This window comes from Candidatus Binatus sp. (assembly GCF_030646925.1).
Lineage (GTDB): Bacteria > Desulfobacterota > Binatia > Binatales > Binataceae > Binatus.
This window is the reverse complement of the sequence record NZ_JAUSKL010000087.1, coordinates 24879-44143: the sequence shown is the minus strand read 5'-3', so window position 1 is coordinate 44143 and position 19265 is coordinate 24879. Positions and strand designations below refer to the sequence as shown.

Genomic DNA, 19265 nt, shown 5'->3' with positions numbered 1-19265 from the left:
TTGGCGACGCAAAAGTCAAAGTCAAAGGTACCTGCCTCTGTTGTAGGGCCGTCATCCCGGTCATGAAGCAACAAGGTAAGGGCAAGATTTCTGCTGGGCCGAATGGGCCAACCCGAGGACATCGGTGAGGCGGTTGTCTTCCTGGCCTCCGACGCCGCCAGCTTCATTACTGGAGCGACCCTTCCGGTGAGCGGCGGCACAGATCTCAATTTTCGCAAGCTAGGCGGAGAGGGCAGTTTGCGCTAGGAGTGACAAAGCAAACCAACCTTCGAAAGCCCATTTGACTGCATCGCCAGCGCGGAGGGAAGAGTCATGTCAGAGAGCAGACTGATCTCAGCAGATTCTCATTTCGTTGAACCGCCTAAAATGTGGGCGGAAAGACTCGATCGACGATTCCGCGACCGAGCTCCGCGCGCGGTCAAGCTCGAAGGCAAACCGGGCGAGTATTTTGTCTGCGAGGATCTGGCGCCGGCGCCAATCGCGCCGTTCTTCAGTGCCGGAGTGCCGCCCGAGGAAATCCGGGAATTTATGAAGCGCGGTTTTGATCAGGCGCCCAAAGCCGTCCACGACCCGGCCGAGCGCATCAAGGATCAGGAGCGCGACGGTGTATCGGCGGAAGTCATCTACACCTCGATGGGGATGCCGCTGTTCGGCCTCGGCGACGCCGAGTTCCGCTCGGCCTGTTTCCGCGCCTTCAATGACTGGGCCACCGACTATTGCAGCTACGACCTCAAGGGCTTGATTCCGCTCGGACTCATCACGCTGGAAGATATTCCGGCCGCAATCGCCGAGCTTACGAGAATCAAGCGCCGCGGTATGGTCGGCGCGATGATTTGGGGCGATGCGCCGGCGGAAAGACCTTACTCACATCCAGATTACGATCCGTTTTGGGCTGCTGCTCAGGACCTCGATATGTCGCTCTCACTGCATATTTTGACCGGCGCCAAAGGCACCGCCGGTCACGCTAGCAACGTCGTCAATGCCGACATGCGCGGCATCGAATTTATGTCGGGCCTCATCTCGATGGTTCATCCTATCGAACGTTCGCTAACCTCGATGGTGTTTGGCAAGGTCTTTGAGAGATTTCCTCGTCTGAAAATAGTGTCGGCCGAAAACGATGTGGCCTGGATACCCTTCTATCTCTTTCGGATAGACAAATACGGGTCTCGTGGCTTCAAACTGCCGCTCAAGCCGAGCGAGTATATAAAGCGCCAGGTTTACGCGACCTTCATCGACGATCCGGTTTTCGTGAATCTGCTCGACTGGTTCCCTGCCGATAACATCATGTGGTCGTCCGACTATCCCCACCGGCAGGCTACCTTCCCGAGGTCTCAGGATTATGTCGCCAAACATCTGAGCAAGCTGTCCGAGACCGACCGGCGCAAAATCGTGCGCGATACCGCGGTGAAATTGTATGGGCTCAATTAGCTAACAGCCGAGGCTAGTCGTAGGAGAATGTTTCTGCATAGTGAGTCTTACCGCCGGCGGTTTTCGTAGGAGAGATTGAGCATGGCTAACCTACCCCTCATCAAGGTCCCCATCGTCGATTACGGACGCGATCAGGCTGCGATGGAGCGTTATCGTAGAGAAGGCGAGGAGCGCGCGCTGAGGCTCGGCAATCGAGGCCCGCTGCGCTTTGACCGAGACGGTAAGCTCGATCCGGCGATTCTCGACGCCTACTCGCGCTGTGGGTTCTATATCTTCGAACGGTTACTGCGAGAAGAAGAACTTGAAGACATCGAACGCGACGTGGCCGAAATCCTCGCGCGCGCTCCAGTGAACAAGCAGGCCAAGGTCGACAGCCAGGGCCGCCCGGCCCTCGGGGCGGATTGCAAAGCCCAGAACATCAGTTGGGTCAGGCCGCTTTCCGATCCTTTCGGCGGCACCGGTTTCGCCAACGGCCGGCATCCGGTGAAGATGATCGAACCCACACCTCCTATAGGGGCGCCCGAGTACGTCCTGCAACTCGTCCTTGGTTCGCTGCAGTTTTCCGATGCCTGCCTGCGGCTCTACGGCCATCCACAGCTATTGGCAGTTGCGGAAACCATCAATGGCGAAGACTTCACGCCATTCAACGAGGCGGTGTGGATCAAGCAGCCTGGCCTGGGCGGCTCCGTGGCCTGGCACCAGGATGGCTGGACCCACTGGGACAGTCCGGACCTCGACGAAGGCACTCACGGCTTCAACTTCATGGCACAACTGTATGGGTGTAACGCGGCGAACGGCCTGTGGGTCGTGCCGGGTTCCCATCGGCGCCGCAAGGTGGACATCAAAGCAATGGTCGAGGCGGCGGGTTCGGATCGATTGCCTGACGCGGTGCCGCTCATCTGCGCGCCCGGCGATGTCGTGATCTGCAACCGGCAAGCGGTTCATGGCTCGTTTGCCAACACCAGCGAAGATGTTCGCGTCACGCTCAACTTCGGTTTTCATCGCCGCAAGTCAGTGCTGGGAGTAGTCAGCGGGGGCGTGCATAACCCGGTCGCGGTTTACGACGAGGATCGCATTCGTGAGCGCTCACGGGTGATCATGTATGCGATCGATGCGCGGCAGCAGCGCTTTCCGAACGAGAAGCCTTACCGATACAAGCCGTTCGCCGGACTGGAAGACCGGTATTGCTGGACGCCGGAAGTGAAACCGGGCCTACGAGATTACAACCTGCTGGACCTCGGAATCTAGTTGTCACCCGGCTAGCCTGCAGCCTCGAAGGACCAGGTTACGTCTTAGGAGCGCTCCCAGCTTTTCGGCGCGCCAGCGCCGGCGTTCATTGGATGAACAATTTTTGGAGGAATGCACCAATGGCCTTGTTACCCTATCTCGACGAAAAGGACGCTTCGCCTGAAGTTCTCAAGATTCTCAAGTCCAGACCCATCGTACTCAATGTGCAAAGGATGACCGCTAATGCGCAGAACATATTCCTTCACCGCAGCCGTTTGAGCAATGCGCTCTTCACGCAGAGTGCGATAGATCCAAAGCTGCGGGAAATCGCAATCTTGCGCACCGCCAAGGATTGCCATTCGGTGTACGAATGGACCCAGCATGTGCCCGCGGCGAAGCACGTCGGCGTCAAAGATGAACAGATCGCGGCGATAGAGAATTGGCAGAACGCCAGGTGCTTCAGCGAAGTGGAGCGCCTGGTATTGCAATTCACGGATGAGGTGAACGCGAACGTCAAGGCCAGCCGCGCAACCTTGGAAGCGATCAAGCAGCATCTCAGTCCGGGAGAGATAATTGAATTGCTGGTTATAATCGGTCATTGGCGCCAGACCGCCAGTATCCTCGAAACGACGGAAGTCGAACTCGAGGACTTCGCGGGCAAAGTGGACATACTGGAGGGCATGACGCAGCGAAAGTAGTCACTGTTCGAACAATCGAGAAGAAATTCTTCTTGCGAACGAACCCTTCCCGAACTAAAACGCCAATGGACTGTGTAGCGAGGTTCCAACTATGAGACTTGAGAACAAAGTGGCGGTGATCACCGGAGGCGCGAGCGGGATGGGCCGCGCGACCACGATGCGTTTCCTAGAGGAGGGGGCGTCAGTGGTCATCGCCGACTACAACGAAGATACCGGCATGCAGACTCTGGCGATCGCATCCGATCGTGGATTTCGCGAGCAGGTCCGCTTCATTCGAACTGACGTGGCCAAAGAGCCCGCGGTTGCCGCGATGATCGATTTGGCGGTTGCCGAATTCGGCCGGCTCGATATCGTGTTCAACAACGCCGGTGTCGGCGGCGCGCTCGGCCCGATCTGGGACGTGGAAGTAGAAGAATGGGACTACACCTTCGACGTGCTCGCGAAGGGTGTCTTCCTGGGCATCAAGCACGCGGCCCGCGCCATGAAGCGCCTTGGTCGAGGCGGCTCGATTATCAACACTGCGTCGATCGCCGGTCTGAGCGGCGGAGGCGGACCGCTGGTTTATTCGGCCGCCAAAGCGGCGGTGATCAATCTCACGCAAGCGGCGGCGCTGCAACTCGCTTCCGACCGCATCAGGGTCAATGCGATCTGTCCCGGAGGAGTTCTTACGCCGCTCACCGACCGCGGCGACCCCGTTGCCGCCGCCAAGCGGATGGAACAGTTACAACCGTGGCCAGAGCATGGTAAACCCGAGCACATCGCTGGCGCCGCATTGTTCCTGGCCAGTGATGACTCCGCATTCGTCACCGGCGAGGCACTGGTGGTGGATGGAGGGTTAACCGCCGCCGGTCCGGACATCTGGCGGAGGTTTGGAACGTCGCGCGAAGCACAGCTATCGCAGGTGGGCGTAAACCGGGGCAGCACGGGAGCGCCAAGCACCCGTCGTCCGGTCCGCAAGATTTAAGCGCTGGCATATCGAGCCAACAGTTGTCATGACTGAAACTCAACACCGAGAAGGAGAAAGGCGTGCAGGTAAGCAAAGACTCTATCGATTTGGGAATCATCGTGACTGACGAGAAGGCGGCCCTCGGCTTCTACCGCGACGGGCTCGGTTTGGAGGTCGAGGGCGAGCTGCCGTTGCCGGGAGGCCGGATGTATCGCCTCAAGTGCGGAACCACCGTCATCAAACTGCTGAAGCTCGACCGGACTCCGGCGGCGAAACCCGCACCGGGCGGACCGATGGGCGGACTTGGCTACCGCTACTTCACGATCTCGGTGCCCGATATCCGCGGACTGATGACGCAGCTCGAGGCGAAAGGCATCCGCCCGACAATGCCCGTCACTGAGTTCCGTCCGGGCGTCACGATCGCGATGGTGACCGATCCAGACGGCAACACGGTCGAGTTCCTGCAGAACACGTAGCGCCTGCAAATCGGGAGCGGTCGGAAGTGCAAGCTGATTATTGATGCGCGCAACGTGTTTGTGCCATTAGACGATCATTCTTAAGAGTTCGCGGCGGAGCGCATTTCAATAGCGATGAGCGCATCAGACGAATCGAGAGTCGAGCCAGCGCGCCGCATCCAGTTCGCGTTCACCGACGAGCAGGAGCAGTTCCGCTCGGCGCTGCGGCGATTTCTGAAGGATAAATCGCCCACGACTGAGGTGCGGCGGCTCATGGCCACGGCCGAGGGCTACAATCCCGAGGTGTGGCGCCAGTTGAGCGAGGAGCTCGCGCTGCCGGGGATTCCCATCCCGGAGCAATACGGCGGCGCGGGATTCGGCATGGTCGAGCTTTGTATCGTTACCGAGGAGCTTGGTCGCGCCTTACTTTGCGCGCCTTATTTCTCGACGACGGTACTCGCCGCCAATGCGATACTGAACGCCGGCACCGAAGCGCAGAAATCGAGCTTGTTGCCCGATCTTGCCAGTGGCGCGCGGCTCGCGACGCTTGCGGTCACCGAGCTAAGTGGCCATTGGGACCCGCGCGAGATCGAGCTCGTCGCCACCCCCGTCGTGAATGGTTATCTTCTTGACGGAGTCAAAAGTTACGTCGTGGACGGCCATATCGCGAACCTGCTGATCGTCGCGGGACGCGTGCCCGCGAGTGTTGGCCATGAGGGCTTGGCGCTATTCACGCTCAGCGCCAATTCCGAAGGCGTTCAACGACGACTTCTGGAATCCATGGATCCTACTCGCAAGCTGGCGCGGATCGATTTTCACGGCGCGCATGCGGACCTACTCGGCAGCGTCGATGACGGCGCAAAGCCACTTATCCGTACGCTCGACCAGGCGGCCATCGCACTCGCCAACGAAATGATGGGTGGCGCGCAGGCGTTGCTCGATTCGGCGGTGGATTACGCCAAGCTGCGAGTTCAGTTCGGACGGACAATCGGTTCGTTTCAAGCGATCAAGCACAAGTTGGCCGACATGCTGCTGGATGTGGAGCTAGCCAAGTCAGCCGCCTACTGCGCGGCTCAAGCCTGTGCGGTGGAGGACCCCGAGTGGCCGGCGCTGGCGTGCCTAGCCAAGGCCGCGGCGTCAGAAACTTACCTGCGCACCGCGGCCGAATGTATTCAGATTCACGGCGGCATCGGCTTCACTTGGGACAACGATACGCATCTCTGGTTCAAGCGCGCCAAGAGCTCCGAGGTGTTTCTCGGCCAACCGAGCTACCATCGGGAACTCTTGATGCAGCGGTGGGGAGTCTGAGCGATGAGCAGGATCAGCGATGAGCAGGTGCGAGCCGAGGTACGTGCGTGGCTCGCGGCTAACTGGGATCCGGAGATGTCCCTGGTGACGTGGCGAAACAAGCTCGCCGACTCCGGCTGGGGGATGCCGCAATGGCCTGAGGCCTGGTACGGGCGCGGTCTGCCAGTGGGCCTCGCGCGCGTGGTCGAGGAGGAATTCGCCAATGTGGGCGCGGTGAGCGTTGCGAAATCGGGAGTGCGACTACTGGCGGCGGCCACGCTGCTCGAGCATGGGTCGGATCTACAAAAAAAGAAATTCCTGCGCCGCATCCTCACCGGCGAAGACACTTGGTGCCAGTTCTTCAGCGAGCCCGGCAGCGGCTCGGACCTCGCCGGCGCCACCACTCGCGCGGATTTGGTCGGCGACCATTGGATCATCAACGGGCAGAAGGTATGGACGACGAGCGCGCATCATGCCGACCACGGCCTATTGCTAGCCCGCACCGATTGGGATGCGCCCAAGCACGAGGGGATGTCGTTTTTCGTGATCGACGTCAAACAGCCGGGTGTCGACGTGCAGCCGCTCAAGCAAATGAACGGCCACGCGTCATTTAACCAGGTGTTCTTCACCGACGCGATCGTCCCGGCCGAGAATCTGGTCGCCGGCGTCGGCGATGGCTGGAAGGTGGCGATGACGACGCTGGCCCACGAACGCCGCGGCGCCGACGGGCTGAACCCACCATCAAAGCGAGGGGCGCGCTTGGGACGTATCCACGCCGAGGAGCGGTCCGAGCTCGAAACGGCTAACCAGCCGTACAAATGGTATCCGCAGCGCGCGGGTCGGGTCGATCTCGTATTCGAGCGCGCCAAGGAGACCGGCGCGAACAAGGATCCTTATGTGCGTCAGGAGATCGCCAAGCTGATGATCATGGCGAAGTCGGCCGAGTGGACCGCGCGCCGAGCGCGCGCTGCCCAGCAACATGGGCGACCGCAGGGTCCGGAAGGCTCGCTCGGAAAGCTCGCAGCCAGCAACGTTGCTCGATCCTGTGCCCACGTGCACACTTTGATTACGGGCGCAGAAGCAATGCTCGCCGGTCCCGGCAGTCCGCGTGACGGAATCATAGCCGAGATTCTAGTGTCAGTGCCCGCCACCTCTATCGCCGGGGGCACCGACGAGATTCAGCGCAACATCATCAGCGAGCGCGTGCTTGGCTTACCGAAGGAGCCACGTTTCGACACCGGCCCGTTCCGGAACGTGCGAAAGAACTAGCAGGCGCGCGTCATTCGAGAACCTCTGCGCCGTCGATTGTGATCGATCCAGCTTGCGTGATCAGCGTCGCTGATTTGCGTGCACCAAGGCCTCGGGGTTAGCTATCCGGATTGGTTTGCCATCGGCGAACGCGACCACTGCTTCCAGCGTATCGGTATAGAAGGCCGTCAGCGTTTCGTAAGTGACGTAGCCGAGGTGCGGAGTGACGGTGACGTTAGGCATGGTGCGGAAAGGATGATCGGCGGGCGGCGGCTCGACATCGAAAACATCGATTCCGGCGCCGGCAATGCCTCCCGACCGTAGCGCCGCAATCAGATCCGCTTCGACCACGATCGGCCCGCGCGAAGTGTTGATCAGGTAAGCCCCGGGCTTCATCAGAGCGAGTTCACGCGCCGTGACCAAGCCGCGGGTGCGATCGCTTAGCTGAACGTGGATCGAGAGAACGTCGGCAAGACGGAACAGGTCGTCCTTCTCGACCCGCCGTGCACCGACGGCCGTGGCGGCCTCCTCAGTTAGATTCTGACTCCATGCGATCACCGGCATCTCGAAAGTACGGCCGTATGCGGCCATCCGCTTGCCAATGCGACCCAGCCCCAGGAGCGCGAGCGTGCGACCGGCCAGTATCGTTCCCACTGTGCTCTGCCATTGGCCGGCGCGCATCCGCCGACTCTCAAGGTCAAAGTGGCGAACGACGGCGATCATCAGTCCCCACGTGAGTTCCGGAGTCGCATTGAAGACGCCCGTATAGATGGGGTTGCCGAAGTCGGAATGAGCTACTATCACGCCATGATCGGTCGCCGCCGCCATGTCCAGATTAGGCAGGGACATGCCGATGATGGTGACGAGCCTCAGGTTGGGCAATCGCTCGAACAAGCTGCGCGGCAGACTCATCCGCTCGCGGACCGTGCAAAGAATATCGAATGGCTGCAGCAACGATGCGGCCTCGTCCTCCGACAGATGCCGATCGAAGACCGTGATTTCCGCCTTGCCCTGCAGCACAGACCAATCGGCCGATTGAAGAGCGACTTTCGCGTAATCGTCGAGGATGGCAATCTTGAGCATCGAGCAATCAGTGCGCTGAGTCGATCCATCGCGAGGGCCGAAGCCTAAGTCTTCGACCCTCGCGGTTTGCAACCGATTTGGAAAGTAACTGGGCGCTATGCCGCGACCGACCGGATTACCTGGCCGGCAAGCTCGCCGCTCTGACGTCCGTGCACGTACGAGACGCGGCCGTTCACGACCGTGTACTCGATTCCCTCGGCCGGCATCACCAAGCGGCGTCCTCCGCCCGGCAGGTCATGCTGCATCGTCGCCCGCCGCGCCGAATTCACGGTGTTGTAGTCGAAGACCGTGATGTCGGCCTTCCAACCCTTCTTGAGCTGCCCGCGCTCCCGGATGCCGAAAAAGTTCGCCGGCTCCGACGTGATTCGCTTGATCGCAAATTCGAGCGTCATCGCTTGATTCTTGCGGACCCAGTTGCCGAGCAGATAAGTCGCGTAGCCCGCGTCGCATAGCATATCGACGTGCGCGCCGCCGTCGCTCAGCCCAATCATGGTGCGCGGGTCCGAGATCAACTGCTGGATTCCCCCCTCATGGTACTGCTGCATCGTGTACTGGAGCTGAAGGTCGTCCTCCAGCGTGAGGTCGAGGAACGTATCCAGCCCGTCGGCGCCGCGCATCTCTGCGACCTCGGCTACCGTCTTGCCCTCATACTGCTTGAGAGCCGGGTTGATCGCCTCGAGTATCTCCACGCGATTCCATTTGCCGGGGAAGAGATGCGGCTGGCTGAGGCTCGCGCGGAAGTTATCGCGGAAGTTCGGGTCGGCGTAGATCTTCTTCTGCACCTCGACCGGCTGGTTGAACACCTGGCTCCACGAATCGTTATCGGCGAAGGTGAATGGACTCCGCAGATCGAGCTGAGCGACGAACGGCTTGCACAGCACCTGCGGGATACCGCCCCGGCTTATCAGTGGTTCGAGGCGCGTCAACGTCTCGAGCGCGCGCTCGGGGCGCCGCGGCGACGACGCCATCGCGAGCCACGTCACTGGCCGTTCACTCTCGGTGAGCAGCATGTCGAGCAATTCGTACTCATCCTCCTGCACCACTGCGATCTTCTTCGTCAGCGCGACCTCGATAGCGCCCTTGCGATGCTGCTTCAGTACGTTGGCGTATGCCTTCAGCTCGTCCTTGCTGGCCAGCCGGCAGGCCAGCGGCGAGCCCTGGTAGCCGATATGCTGCTTCAGCGTAGTGGTCGAAAAACCCATCGCGCCGGCCGCCATCGCTTCACTCAGCAGGGCCGCGATCTGCCGGGTCTCCTCGGGTGTGGCGGCGCGATCCATCGACTCGATGCCCATCACGTAATGACGAAACGGCGTAAGCGGGGCGAGGAAGCCGAGATTGATCGCGGAGCCGCGCCGCTCCGCGGCGTCGAGGTACTCGGGGAAGGTTTCCCAGTCCCAGGTGATTCCCTTCTTCAGCGATTCGAACGGGATTGCCTCGACGTTGGTCAGGTCCCACGCCGCGATTTCGCGCGACTCAGGCTTGCATGGCGCAACGCCGACGCCGCAGTTGCCCATCACGACCGACGTGATCCCATGCCACGACGTGCAGCTAATCAGGGGATCCCAGCAAATCTGCGCGTCGTAATGCGTATGCGGATCGACGAAGCCAGGCGACACGATCAGGTCGGAGGCGTCGATCACGCGCTTCGCGCCCTCCCTGATGTTGCCGATTTCTGCGATGCGATCGCCAGCCACGGCGATGTCGGCGCGCATCCGCGGTGCGCCAGTGCCGTCGACGACCGTGCCGTTCTTTATCAATAGGTCATATGCCATGGATCTACTCCTCTTCGACGACGGGATCCTTCGGAACTTCCGTCCGACGTCCTTGGCTAGTTCAACTCGATGTCGTAAATCTTCGCAGCATTTTCGAACACGATCTCAGCGCTTCACATCCGCTGGCACGCCGACCAAATCCTGCTCGATCACCTTGACGATCCCATACTCAATAAATGACTGTTTTGTCCAGCGCCCTTGTCTTGATTCAGGCCATCGAGTCCTGCCCGCGACTCTTACTCAGGCCGCCGCGCGCGACTCCGTGAAGCGCACCGGCATATGCTTGATACCGGCGAGAAAGTTCGACCGCAGCCGCTCGACCTTGCCATTCAACTCGATTTGTCTGGTCCATTTGAGAAGCGCTTGCAGCATCAGGCGCAATTCGAGCCGCGCCAGATGCGCGCCGGCGCAAAAATGTTCGCCTTTGCTGAAAGCGAGATGCTCGTTAGGAGTCCGCCGAATATCGAAGGTGTAAGGATTTGCGAAGACCTCTTCATCGCGATTGGCGGAGGGAAACCAGAGCACCACGCGGTCTCCCTGATGAATCTGCTTGCCACCCAGCTCCGTATCTTTCATTGCCACCCGTGCAAAATGGGTGACCGGGCTGGACCATCGGAGAATCTCCTCGACCGCGCTCGGCATCAGCGTTTCGTCTTTCAGCAGCAGGTCCAACTCCGCCGGATGCTCGATCAACGCGAGCAGCCCGGCCGAGATAGCATTGCGCGTGGTTTCGAGCCCCGCTCCCACCTAGAGCGTGCCGTTGTGCGCGAGTTCTCTTTCTGTCAGCAGGCGGCCATTGATTCGTGCGTTGCCCAGCACGCTCAACAGGTCTTCCCCGTCTCCGCCCCGCCGCTCGAGCGCCGCCTTGATGCAATACCTGCCCAGGTTAACCGTGCCTTGCTGACGGGTATCGACCGGCGATCCCGATTCGACTTGATACTCGTCGTCGTCGTAGCCGGCGATCATGTTGCCCCACTTGAACATGTCCGGCCAGTCAATCCGCGGGATGCCCATGATCTCGCAGATGAACGCCATCGGCATCCGCGCCGCGACGTCGATCACAAAATCGCATTCGCCGCGCGCCAGCGCCACTTCAATCAGCCTTTTGCGATGTTCCATTACCGTCCTTCAGCGAGAGCACTCAGGCGGGCGAGCAAGCGCTGCAGGCTGTTGCACGCGTCGGCTGAAACTTGCGGCCTCCAGCCATGGGTTCGGTCGAGGACGAACTCGCTCAGCCGAGAGGTGTATCCAGAGCCGACGGCCCTTCCGCTCCCGGGACTGGGAACCATGTCCTCCTGAATGTCACGACTTTTCGACAGGCGCCCCAAGTCCACCATCGCGCGCTTCCCGTCCATCAGAGCTTCAGGATTACTCGGGATTCTGCCGCGCTGCACTCGGAGGAACCGAGAGAGACGTTCGGGGTCACCGAAAATCCACGCCTCGACTTCTCTGACCGCAACGCGAAAGAGCATGTAGTCGGCAGGTTGCGGAAGCCAATCCTGCCGTAACTCCGGAGCACATTCCGCATCCTCGTCCAGGTCGACCAGAACAATCCAGGGAGAAAACCTCGCTGCGTTGTTGAAGCCGCTGAGCTTGTCCCTTAGATAATGTTTTCCTTTCCGACCGTGGACCGGTCCGAGCGCTCCGCCTGCGTCTTCGACCACCCGCTGAACGACGGCCTGGTCAAGAGAACCTTCGACGGCAGCCGTAATGACGATCTCACCGTTCGCCACGCGCTAGTCGCCCATTTTGAATATGAGTTGCTGAGCGTTGGCTGGCCGGGTCTGTGGGAGCACGGCATCAGCGAGGTTTGAGCCGCCCTCAAGCAATGCTTTGATCTGCTGAAATTCGGCGGCTGGTTTAACCGTAGTCCCTTCGGCGCCTGGGATTAGCAGGAGCGCTTCGTCGAGTCCAATGCCCTCGTCCCGGAGCAGATCACCGGAATGCGTGCTGATCATCACCTGAGCCCCCGAGCGGCGCTGCACTCGGACAAGCATCTGAGGAATGTGCTGAACTACTTCAGGATGGAGTGATAGTTCGGGTTCTTCCAGCAGCAAAACTCCCGGCCCACCCATAACCGCCCATAAGAGACCCATTAGCCGCAGCGTTCCGTCAGAGAACTGATCCTCGGTTTGCCATGCGCCATGCGCACGCCAGTGCTGATATCTCCCGCGAAGATGGGGAGTGCCGCGCACATCGCGCCACAATTCTAGTGTTTTAAGCTGAGGAACCGCCACGCGCATAGCATCAAGTATGCGTCGAAGTCGGGCGACCCTAGTTTTATCAGAGGTGCTTGCTATCTGCTCGAGGAAATCTCCACCATAAGGGTCTCCGTGGCGACCGACTGAGCGGTCGGGGTCGCGAACCAACTGTGGCACTAGGTGCAGATAGCGAACCGATAAGAAAAAATCGGAAATGTCCCGAAACTCTCGGTTCACATTCACCTGTTCCAGATAGGTTTGCCTAAGACGGGCCGGGTCTCGGGTATCTTCTTCGTTAGGCCGGTCTAGGATCTTGGTTCCGGCCCGGTAGACGGCCTCTCTCTTTATGAAAGGCCGTCGATTGTTGTCTTGGCTGAAGTCCAGTTCGTACTTCCAAATCTCAAGATTTTCGTCCGTTCCAATGTCAGCTTGGATGCTGATGTCGGGATACCGGCGAGCAGCGTAGCAGCGAAGTGAGGACACTCCTCGCCTCTTGAGCACTGCTTCCTGAAAGCCACCTCCGACGGCCACTAGGTCATGAAGGAACCGAAACACGTCGAGAAAGTTGGATTTCCCCGACGCGTTCGGACCCGCGAGAAAGACTCTCTTGCGCAGACCAACGTCTGCTCGCGAGAAGTTCCGCCAATTACTCAGTGCGATATGAGTGAATCTGATTCCGGTTTCCAAGACCGCCTACCGATTTGTTGCTCCATGCTAGCTGTTGGAACCCAATTCCGCGAACGATTTGGGAACGGGCGGCAACGCGAGACGGCAAGGTTCTTAGGCTACACCATGAAGCAGGGAGGCGATGACAAAGCGGCGCTGATCGCCGAAATGCGGATGCTCGCTTATGGCTGAGGCCGGTCATCTCGATTCTTCTGGTTCGAGCCATCTCAAAAACGCTGCCGTAAAGCGGAATGGGCACCGGGTGAACCGGCGGGCGGAGAGAAACTCAGCCAAATACGCGGTGATACCGGACTCTTACTCAGGCCGCCGCGCGCGACTCCGTGAAGCGCACCGGCATGTGCTTGATACCGGCGAGAAAGTTTGACCGCAGCCGCTCGACCTTGCCATTCAACTCGATTTGCCTGGTCCGTTTGAGGAGCGCTTGCAGCATCAGGCGCGGAGACCGCGTGGTGCTTTGGTCGATGCCATGAAAATCCATCGAATCCTCCGTTAGCTGCTCCTGATGCCGCCGCACGCGATTGCGCTACATGAACATCGATTACTTGCAGCGGTACACGCGCATCACATTCTCGCCGAGCACCTTTGCCCGCGCGCCGGCTGGGAGCTTGCCGGCCAGCTCTTCGAGTTCCTTGATGTAATCGCCGGTGTGGTCCGGATGCGGGAAGTCCGTGGCCCAGAAGAACTTGTCCTCGCCGCATAGTTGCACCATCGCCGGCAGCGAATGTTCGTCGGGATCGGCCGAAATCCAAACATTGCGTTTGAAGTAGTGACTCGGCCTCTCCTTGAGCGGCACCGTGCGCCCGATCGTGCTGTCGTAAACGGCGTCCATCCGGTCCAGCCAGTAGCTGATCCAGCCGGAGCCGACTTCGAGGAGCACCAGTTTAAGCTCGGGAAATTTGTCGAAGGTGCCGCACTGGAAGAAGCTGGTGAAGCCCTGGCGAATCGCGTCGGCGGCCGTTACGTTCAGGAAGAAACCTTGATTGCGGATGTGCTGAAGGTCGTAGCGTCCGGGCAGCGCCCACGGTGGTTCGAGCGACGGATGCAGGCCGAGCGGCACGCCGAGTTCTTGAGCCTTGGCGAACACCACGTCGTGGTCCGGATGGGCGTGGGGCTTGCGCGTCATGGTGAATTGCGCGACCCATCCGCCCTTGCATCCGGCCTTGACCGCACGCTCGAGTTCCTGGGCGGCGGCGACCGGATCGCCCAACGAGAGGTGCGCCACCGGCAGCAGCCGCCCGCCGCTGTCGGAACACCAATCGACGATCCAGCGGTTGTAAGCGCGGGTGCAGGCCTGCATGAGTTCCGGGTCGGTCATCTCGCTCTCGTACATCAGGCTGAGCGTCGGGTAGATGAAGGCGGCGTCGAGGCCTTCCGCGTCGAGGCGTGCGAGGCGCTCCCTAGCGTCCATCGCGCCCAGCGGCACGTCCTCGCCAAACTTGGGCACGCGCGTCATCGAGCGCTTGCGATCGATCTGGCCCATCGCGGCGAACATGCCCAACATCGGACCGCGTAAGATTTTCGATGGCTTGCCGTTGAGCTCGATATACTCGACGCCGCCGCTATCGGTCTTGAGGCGGATCCCGTTGGCTTTGTACTTTGCCTCGAGGTGGCGGTCCCACAGGCCGACGTCCTCGACGATATGGCCGTCGGCGTCAACCGCGCCCGGATACTTGAGTTTGTGAAAGGTTTCTTCGATCCGCGCCATGTCGTTGCCTCGATTCGTCATCGCTCGCCGCGATGCAACACGCCCTCGCGCTCCAGCGCCGCGATCCGTTCAGGCGAATATCCCAAATACTCGCGCAGCACCGCCTCGTTATGCTCCCCCAGGGTCGGCGCTTCCATCTCCCGATGCCGTTCGTAGCTCGAAAACCGCAGCGGAAATCCCGGTACCTCGAACTCCCCTAAATATCGATCGTTCACCGTCCGCACCACCTCGCGCTCGCGCAGATGCGGATGCGCCATCGCCTCTTCAATCGACAGCACCTGCGCGTACGGCACCCGATGCTCGTTGAACAGCCGGTACACTTCATCATCGCTCGGCATCGCGTCGAACCAGTCCTGGATCAGCCGCTTCAACTCCTCGACATTCGCCATCCGCTGAGTGTTGTTGCAATAGCGCGGATCGCTCGGCATCTCCGGCCGCCCCATCGCGCGGCAGAGATACACGAATTGATGTTCGGTGGCCGCCATGATCAGAATCGGATGCCGCTTGCCGTTGAACACGCCCAGTGGCGCCATCGCGAAATGGTGCGCGCCGTTGCGCCGCGGCGAAATGGCGCCCCCGCTTAAACTCGCCGCATGCACCGGCATGTCGTTGTAGCTGAAGTAACAATCCAGCAGCGACGTCTCGACGTACTGCCCCTCGCCCGTGCGCTCGCGATGGAGCAGCGCCGCCGTGATCGCAGACAGCGCATGCACCCCCGTCGTAATATCGCCCAGTCCCACCCCCGGCAGCGACGGTGCGCCGTCCCGTTCGCCGATCATGCTGAGCACGCCTGAATACGCGCACCCGATAAAATCATAGCCGGGACGGTTCGCCAGCGGCCCGCCCTGCCCGAACGTCGAAATCGAGCACATGATGACCTTCGGATTGAGCGCCCTTACCGCCTCGTAGCCGAATCCCAGCCGCCCGATCACCCCGGGCGCGTAGTTCTCTACCAGCACATCAACCTTCGGGATCAGTTCCCGGATAATCGCCGCCGCCGCCGGATTCTTAAGGTCGAGGCACAAACCTTTCTTGCCCCGGTTCTGCTGCACGTAGTATGCGCTCCGTCCGTCGCGAATATATGGCACGCCGCGCGCTATATCCCCGTTCGGCGCGAATTCGACCTTGATTACCTCGGCGCCCATCTCGGCCATGTATCGCGTCGTCGTCGGTCCGGCCAGCACCTGCGTAAAATCGAGTACGCGGTAGCCCTCCAGCATGTGCTTCGATGTTTGTGCCATCCAAGTCTGCGCCTCCTTATCCGCGCCACAACTCTTCACACCGCACCGCGCCAAACGCAATCCATCGCTGGGGCGGAATCGGCCCCTGCGCGCGACCACGGTCGCGTCAGGGACGCCATGTCCGACGGCCACATGGAAACTCGTCATGACCTCATGAAGCGTTCAAGGTTAGTATGGAACCGTTGGATCATTTTCTCCTGTTCGTGTGAGAAAACCATGTATTCCAGCGATGTCGCGATCGTCCAGCAGGCTTTTGGCGCCGCATGGAAACCAATTGCGCGCACCCCGCGGAGAATGCTCAAGATCGAGGACTCGGTTGCGGGAAGAGCCAGACTTGAACTTCCACGACCCCTTTTTGCCGGAAATAGCCCGAGTGCTTGCGGGTTTTCGTGCAGCCTTCGACCGGTCGGAGAACTTTATTCGGAGCGGGTCAACTCTGTTCCGTCGCTGCGCGAGCGCGCGAGGCCCATTCCTCTTTGAGGCGATTTCCATCGTGCGTGGCGACGTCTCTGCTTCCGTGCAGGTCGAAACTCGCCGCCCGTGGTGTATAAAGTAGCCCTGATTTTTCAATTTGCCGCACCTCGAGTCGAATCAGATGAAACTCCACGACCTACGCACTCCGGCGCTGCTCGCCGATGCCGACGCGCTTGAATATAACCTCGCGACGATGGCCGCAGCTCTGCCGGGTCCGCGGCTCCGCCCGCATGTCAAAGCCCACAAATGCACCGCACTCGCCAAAATGCAGGCTCGAGCCGGTCATCATAGCTTCACTTGCGCAACGATCCGCGAGGTCGAAGGAATGGCCGCGGCCGGACTCGGCGACGATCTATTGCTCGCCAACGAAGTGCTCGATGCGCGCCGCCTGGCTTCCGTCAACGCGCGCGTCACCGTTGCTGTCGATTCCGCGTCCACTATTCTCGCCGCTGCTGAGGCCGGGCTAAGAGAAGTTCTGATCGACGTGAACGTGGGGCTGCCGCGATGCGGTTGTGCTCCCGACGATGCGGCGCGACTCGCCGATCTCGCGCGCAGCAAGGGTCTCATCGTACGTGGTGTGATGGGCTACGAAGGACACGTCGTAGGCCTTGAAGACCGTGCCAGTCGTGAGAAGCTGACCGCTCAAGCAATGGAACTGCTACTGCAAGCGCATCGGGCCGTCGGCGGCGACCTAGTATCGGCGGGCGGCACCGGCACCTACGACATCAACACCTGGGCGACCGAAATCCAGGCTGGGTCCTACGTACTGATGGATACCGCTTACGCCAAGCTAGGTCTGCCGTTTCGTCAGGGACTCACCGTGCTGGCGACCGTCATCTCGGTGTCATCGTCGCACGCGGTTGGAGACTCCGGGTTGAAGGCGATGGGAATGGATCACGGCAACCCGTCGATCGAGGGCGGTCATCAGGTATGGTTTGTATCCGACGAGCACATCACTTTCAGGCCGGCTTCACCGGTGAAGGTAGGGGATCGCATTCGGGTGATGCCGGCGCACATCGATCCGACGATCGCCTATCACGAGCGGATCCATCTGGTCCGCGCCGACGAGATCCTCGAAACCTGGCCGATCGACCTGCGCGGATGGTAGAGCGCCCGGCTTGAGCGCGGCATCCCCCGGAAGGTGATTTTCTCGGGTCCCGCTTGCGTGCAAATGATGGGGCCTGCACCCAGACCGACCCGGTGTTCGCAACTCAAGCCGGGCGAACTGTTTATCTTCCCTAACGACTCTGCTTCGGCCGTCGCCCGGCACCCTAAGCGTGACGGCGACCTGGTTATGATTCCGCTCGAGAATCGATGCTCGAACGACGCTTGAGCGCGTTCGCATCAGACTGCTTCATCCGCCAGGCAGGGCAGTCGACAAATCCATAAAGTTAATTGACTCCGATGCCTGTCTGATCTAATGATCAAATTAGTTCGTCAGAGTGACGAATGCAGTAAAACTAATAGGAGGCCGCGTTTTTTATGAGAAATTTGTTGCGAGTCTCTGCCACTGCGGCTGTCGCAGCCTTGGCGCTGTTGGCTTCATTTTGGCCGGCGACAAGTTTTGCGCAGGTGAAACCGGGCAACTTTATTACGCCCGAAAATGCCCTCAAGGTTAAGGATCTGGTCAGCCCGGGCGTTTATTACAAAGTCGAGCGCGGGATGACGATGAAGATCGTCCCGTCTCAACGCGTGGATTGGCCACCTCCTTATAAGGATGCGACCGAAAAGTACTCTGCGCAGGTCCGGCTTTCGCAAGATAAAAAGTCGATCGTCGGATATGTCGCCGGCCAGCCTTTCCCGCTGATTGACGCGAACGATCAGGACGTCGCCGTCAAGATCATCTGGAACAACGCGTTCCGTCCGCTCTTGACCGACGACTACGACCTTCGCTTCTATGACTGCGACTCCGAATATCAGAAGAAAGGTCCGCAGACTGGACAGGTCGAGTACTTCCAGATCGGCCACTATGCTGGCTATAACCTGGTCGGACGCACCGAAGTCGAACCGCTCCCGACCGATCCGGATTTCAAGAACAGCGGTCGCAACTGGCTATTTGCCCTCTATCCCGTGCTCGCTCCGCAAGAAATTCGTGGCACCGGTTTCATCCGCTGGCGTTACTCCGATCCGAAGCGTTCGGACGATATCTGGAGCCTCAATGCCGGCTCGCGGCGAATCCGCCGAATCAACGAGTCGATCATGAGTTCATCGACCGCGAGCGGAACCTCCGCGCACGCGTGGGATCCGGATCACTACTCAGGCTTCAATCCCAAGACTGAGCAGTATTTCTACAAGTTCCTTGGCGAGAAGAACATGCTCGCGACCGTTCATGCCGAGCATTCGCCAGAACTCCGCTGTCCGACTGACGGCGGCGCCAGCGCCTGCCCCGAAGCTTGGGAAATGCGCCATATGTATGTGGTCGAGGCCAAGCCGGATCGCAGCCGAATCGACGCGCTCGACTCACGGACCCTGATCTACATGGACAGCGAAATGTGGTTCGAGCCGTATATCGATACCTATGATCGCAAGGGCAATTTGTTCCGTGCGCACATCTACTGGCTCGCGACCCGCGATCGCCCGGTGCCCGATGCACGCGTGGCGATCTATCCGTTCAAGCGTTCGTTCGTCGTCGGTGCGGTTTCGACCGACGTGCAGAGCGGGCTTGCCACGATGTGCTATCTGCCCGGCATCGAAACGCCTGAGAAAGAGTGCTGGTACATCAACATGGGCGCGGTGGATCGTTCGTTCTTCACCACCGACGCGATGTTCCGCGCGGCATCGTTCTAATCAGCTAGGCAAAACTGCCTGCTAAC

Annotated in this window: 19 protein-coding genes and 1 pseudogene; 11 read left to right on the top strand and 9 right to left on the bottom strand. The window is 60.1% G+C overall.

What is annotated here, in order from left to right:
• Window positions 1-75: 75 nt before the first annotated feature.
• The 8 genes and pseudogenes from Q7S58_RS15170 to Q7S58_RS15135 form a co-directional block, all read left to right on the top strand.
• Window positions 76-246, top strand: a pseudogene (locus Q7S58_RS15170) (SDR family oxidoreductase); the annotation flags it as partial.
• Between the two features lie 282 nt (window positions 247-528).
• The gene (locus Q7S58_RS15165) at window positions 529-1428 is read left to right on the top strand and encodes an amidohydrolase family protein (protein ID WP_370655527.1); all 900 of its coding nucleotides are present in this window, start codon (window positions 529-531) and stop codon (window positions 1426-1428) included.
• Between the two features lie 81 nt (window positions 1429-1509).
• Window positions 1510-2676 carry a phytanoyl-CoA dioxygenase family protein gene (locus Q7S58_RS15160; RefSeq protein ID WP_304827458.1) on the top strand — a complete coding sequence of 389 codons (1167 nt, stop codon included), beginning with the start codon at window positions 1510-1512 and terminating at the stop codon, window positions 2674-2676.
• A 119-nt stretch (window positions 2677-2795) separates the two neighbouring features.
• Window positions 2796-3353, top strand: a complete 558-nt coding sequence (locus Q7S58_RS15155; RefSeq protein WP_304827455.1) for a carboxymuconolactone decarboxylase family protein — start codon at window positions 2796-2798, stop codon at window positions 3351-3353.
• A gap of 91 nt (window positions 3354-3444) precedes the next feature.
• Window positions 3445-4317 carry an SDR family NAD(P)-dependent oxidoreductase gene (locus Q7S58_RS15150; protein ID WP_304827452.1) on the top strand — a complete coding sequence of 291 codons (873 nt, stop codon included), beginning with the start codon at window positions 3445-3447 and terminating at the stop codon, window positions 4315-4317.
• Between the two features lie 62 nt (window positions 4318-4379).
• The gene (locus tag Q7S58_RS15145) at window positions 4380-4775 is read left to right on the top strand and encodes a VOC family protein (protein WP_304827450.1); all 396 of its coding nucleotides are present in this window, start codon (window positions 4380-4382) and stop codon (window positions 4773-4775) included.
• 114 nt (window positions 4776-4889) lie between these two features.
• Window positions 4890-6062, top strand: coding sequence for an acyl-CoA dehydrogenase family protein (locus Q7S58_RS15140; protein WP_304827447.1), 1173 nt, complete (start codon window positions 4890-4892; stop codon window positions 6060-6062).
• A gap of 3 nt (window positions 6063-6065) precedes the next feature.
• Entirely contained in the window at window positions 6066-7310 is a 1245-nt protein-coding gene (locus Q7S58_RS15135) for an acyl-CoA dehydrogenase family protein (protein WP_304827444.1), read from the top strand.
• 60 nt (window positions 7311-7370) lie between these two features.
• Here Q7S58_RS15135 and Q7S58_RS15130 read toward each other — a convergent pair whose 3' ends face one another.
• From Q7S58_RS15130 to Q7S58_RS15105, 6 genes are all read right to left on the bottom strand, one after another.
• Complete coding sequence (locus tag Q7S58_RS15130; protein WP_304827441.1) at window positions 7371-8372, bottom strand: D-2-hydroxyacid dehydrogenase family protein; 1002 nt, start codon at window positions 8370-8372, stop codon at window positions 7371-7373.
• Window positions 8373-8467: 95 nt separating this feature from the next.
• Window positions 8468-10144 (bottom strand): amidohydrolase family protein, encoded by a 1677-nt coding sequence (locus Q7S58_RS15125; protein ID WP_304827438.1) that lies wholly within the window; start codon window positions 10142-10144, stop codon window positions 8468-8470.
• A gap of 240 nt (window positions 10145-10384) precedes the next feature.
• Window positions 10385-10891, bottom strand: coding sequence for a cytochrome P450 (locus tag Q7S58_RS15120; RefSeq protein WP_304827435.1), 507 nt, complete (start codon window positions 10889-10891; stop codon window positions 10385-10387).
• Entirely contained in the window at window positions 10892-11263 is a 372-nt protein-coding gene (locus Q7S58_RS15115) for a hypothetical protein (RefSeq protein WP_304827432.1), read from the bottom strand.
• The gene (locus tag Q7S58_RS15110; RefSeq protein WP_304827428.1) at window positions 11263-11877 is read right to left on the bottom strand and encodes a hypothetical protein; all 615 of its coding nucleotides are present in this window, start codon (window positions 11875-11877) and stop codon (window positions 11263-11265) included. Before Q7S58_RS15110 ends, Q7S58_RS15115 begins: the two co-directional genes overlap by 1 nt.
• Window positions 11878-11880: 3 nt before the next feature.
• Window positions 11881-12999 carry an AAA family ATPase gene (locus tag Q7S58_RS15105; RefSeq protein ID WP_370655529.1) on the bottom strand — a complete coding sequence of 373 codons (1119 nt, stop codon included), beginning with the start codon at window positions 12997-12999 and terminating at the stop codon, window positions 11881-11883.
• On the opposite strand from Q7S58_RS15105, the gene Q7S58_RS15100 reads away from it, so the two are divergent.
• Window positions 12883-13203, top strand: coding sequence for a hypothetical protein (locus Q7S58_RS15100; protein WP_304827749.1), 321 nt, complete (start codon window positions 12883-12885; stop codon window positions 13201-13203). The two genes, Q7S58_RS15105 and Q7S58_RS15100, sit on opposite strands and share 117 nt — an antisense overlap.
• A gap of 127 nt (window positions 13204-13330) precedes the next feature.
• Here Q7S58_RS15100 and Q7S58_RS15095 read toward each other — a convergent pair whose 3' ends face one another.
• From Q7S58_RS15095 to Q7S58_RS15085, 3 genes are read right to left on the bottom strand one after another with little or no spacing between them, the layout of a single operon-like run.
• A complete protein-coding gene (locus Q7S58_RS15095) occupies window positions 13331-13510 on the bottom strand; it encodes a hypothetical protein (RefSeq protein WP_304827427.1) in 180 nt (59 codons plus the stop codon).
• A gap of 60 nt (window positions 13511-13570) precedes the next feature.
• On the bottom strand, window positions 13571-14758 hold the full coding sequence (locus tag Q7S58_RS15090) for an amidohydrolase family protein (protein WP_304827424.1): 1188 nt from the start codon (window positions 14756-14758) through the stop codon (window positions 13571-13573).
• Window positions 14755-15978 carry a CaiB/BaiF CoA-transferase family protein gene (locus Q7S58_RS15085; RefSeq protein WP_304827421.1) on the bottom strand — a complete coding sequence of 408 codons (1224 nt, stop codon included), beginning with the start codon at window positions 15976-15978 and terminating at the stop codon, window positions 14755-14757. Before Q7S58_RS15085 ends, Q7S58_RS15090 begins: the two co-directional genes overlap by 4 nt.
• Before the next feature lie 595 nt (window positions 15979-16573).
• On the opposite strand from Q7S58_RS15085, the gene Q7S58_RS15080 reads away from it, so the two are divergent.
• Together Q7S58_RS15080 and Q7S58_RS15075 are read left to right on the top strand one after the other, a co-directional pair.
• Entirely contained in the window at window positions 16574-17560 is a 987-nt protein-coding gene (locus Q7S58_RS15080; protein ID WP_304827418.1) for an alanine racemase, read from the top strand.
• 464 nt (window positions 17561-18024) lie between these two features.
• A complete protein-coding gene (locus tag Q7S58_RS15075; protein WP_304827416.1) occupies window positions 18025-19239 on the top strand; it encodes a DUF1329 domain-containing protein in 1215 nt (404 codons plus the stop codon).
• Window positions 19240-19265 lie beyond the last annotated feature (26 nt).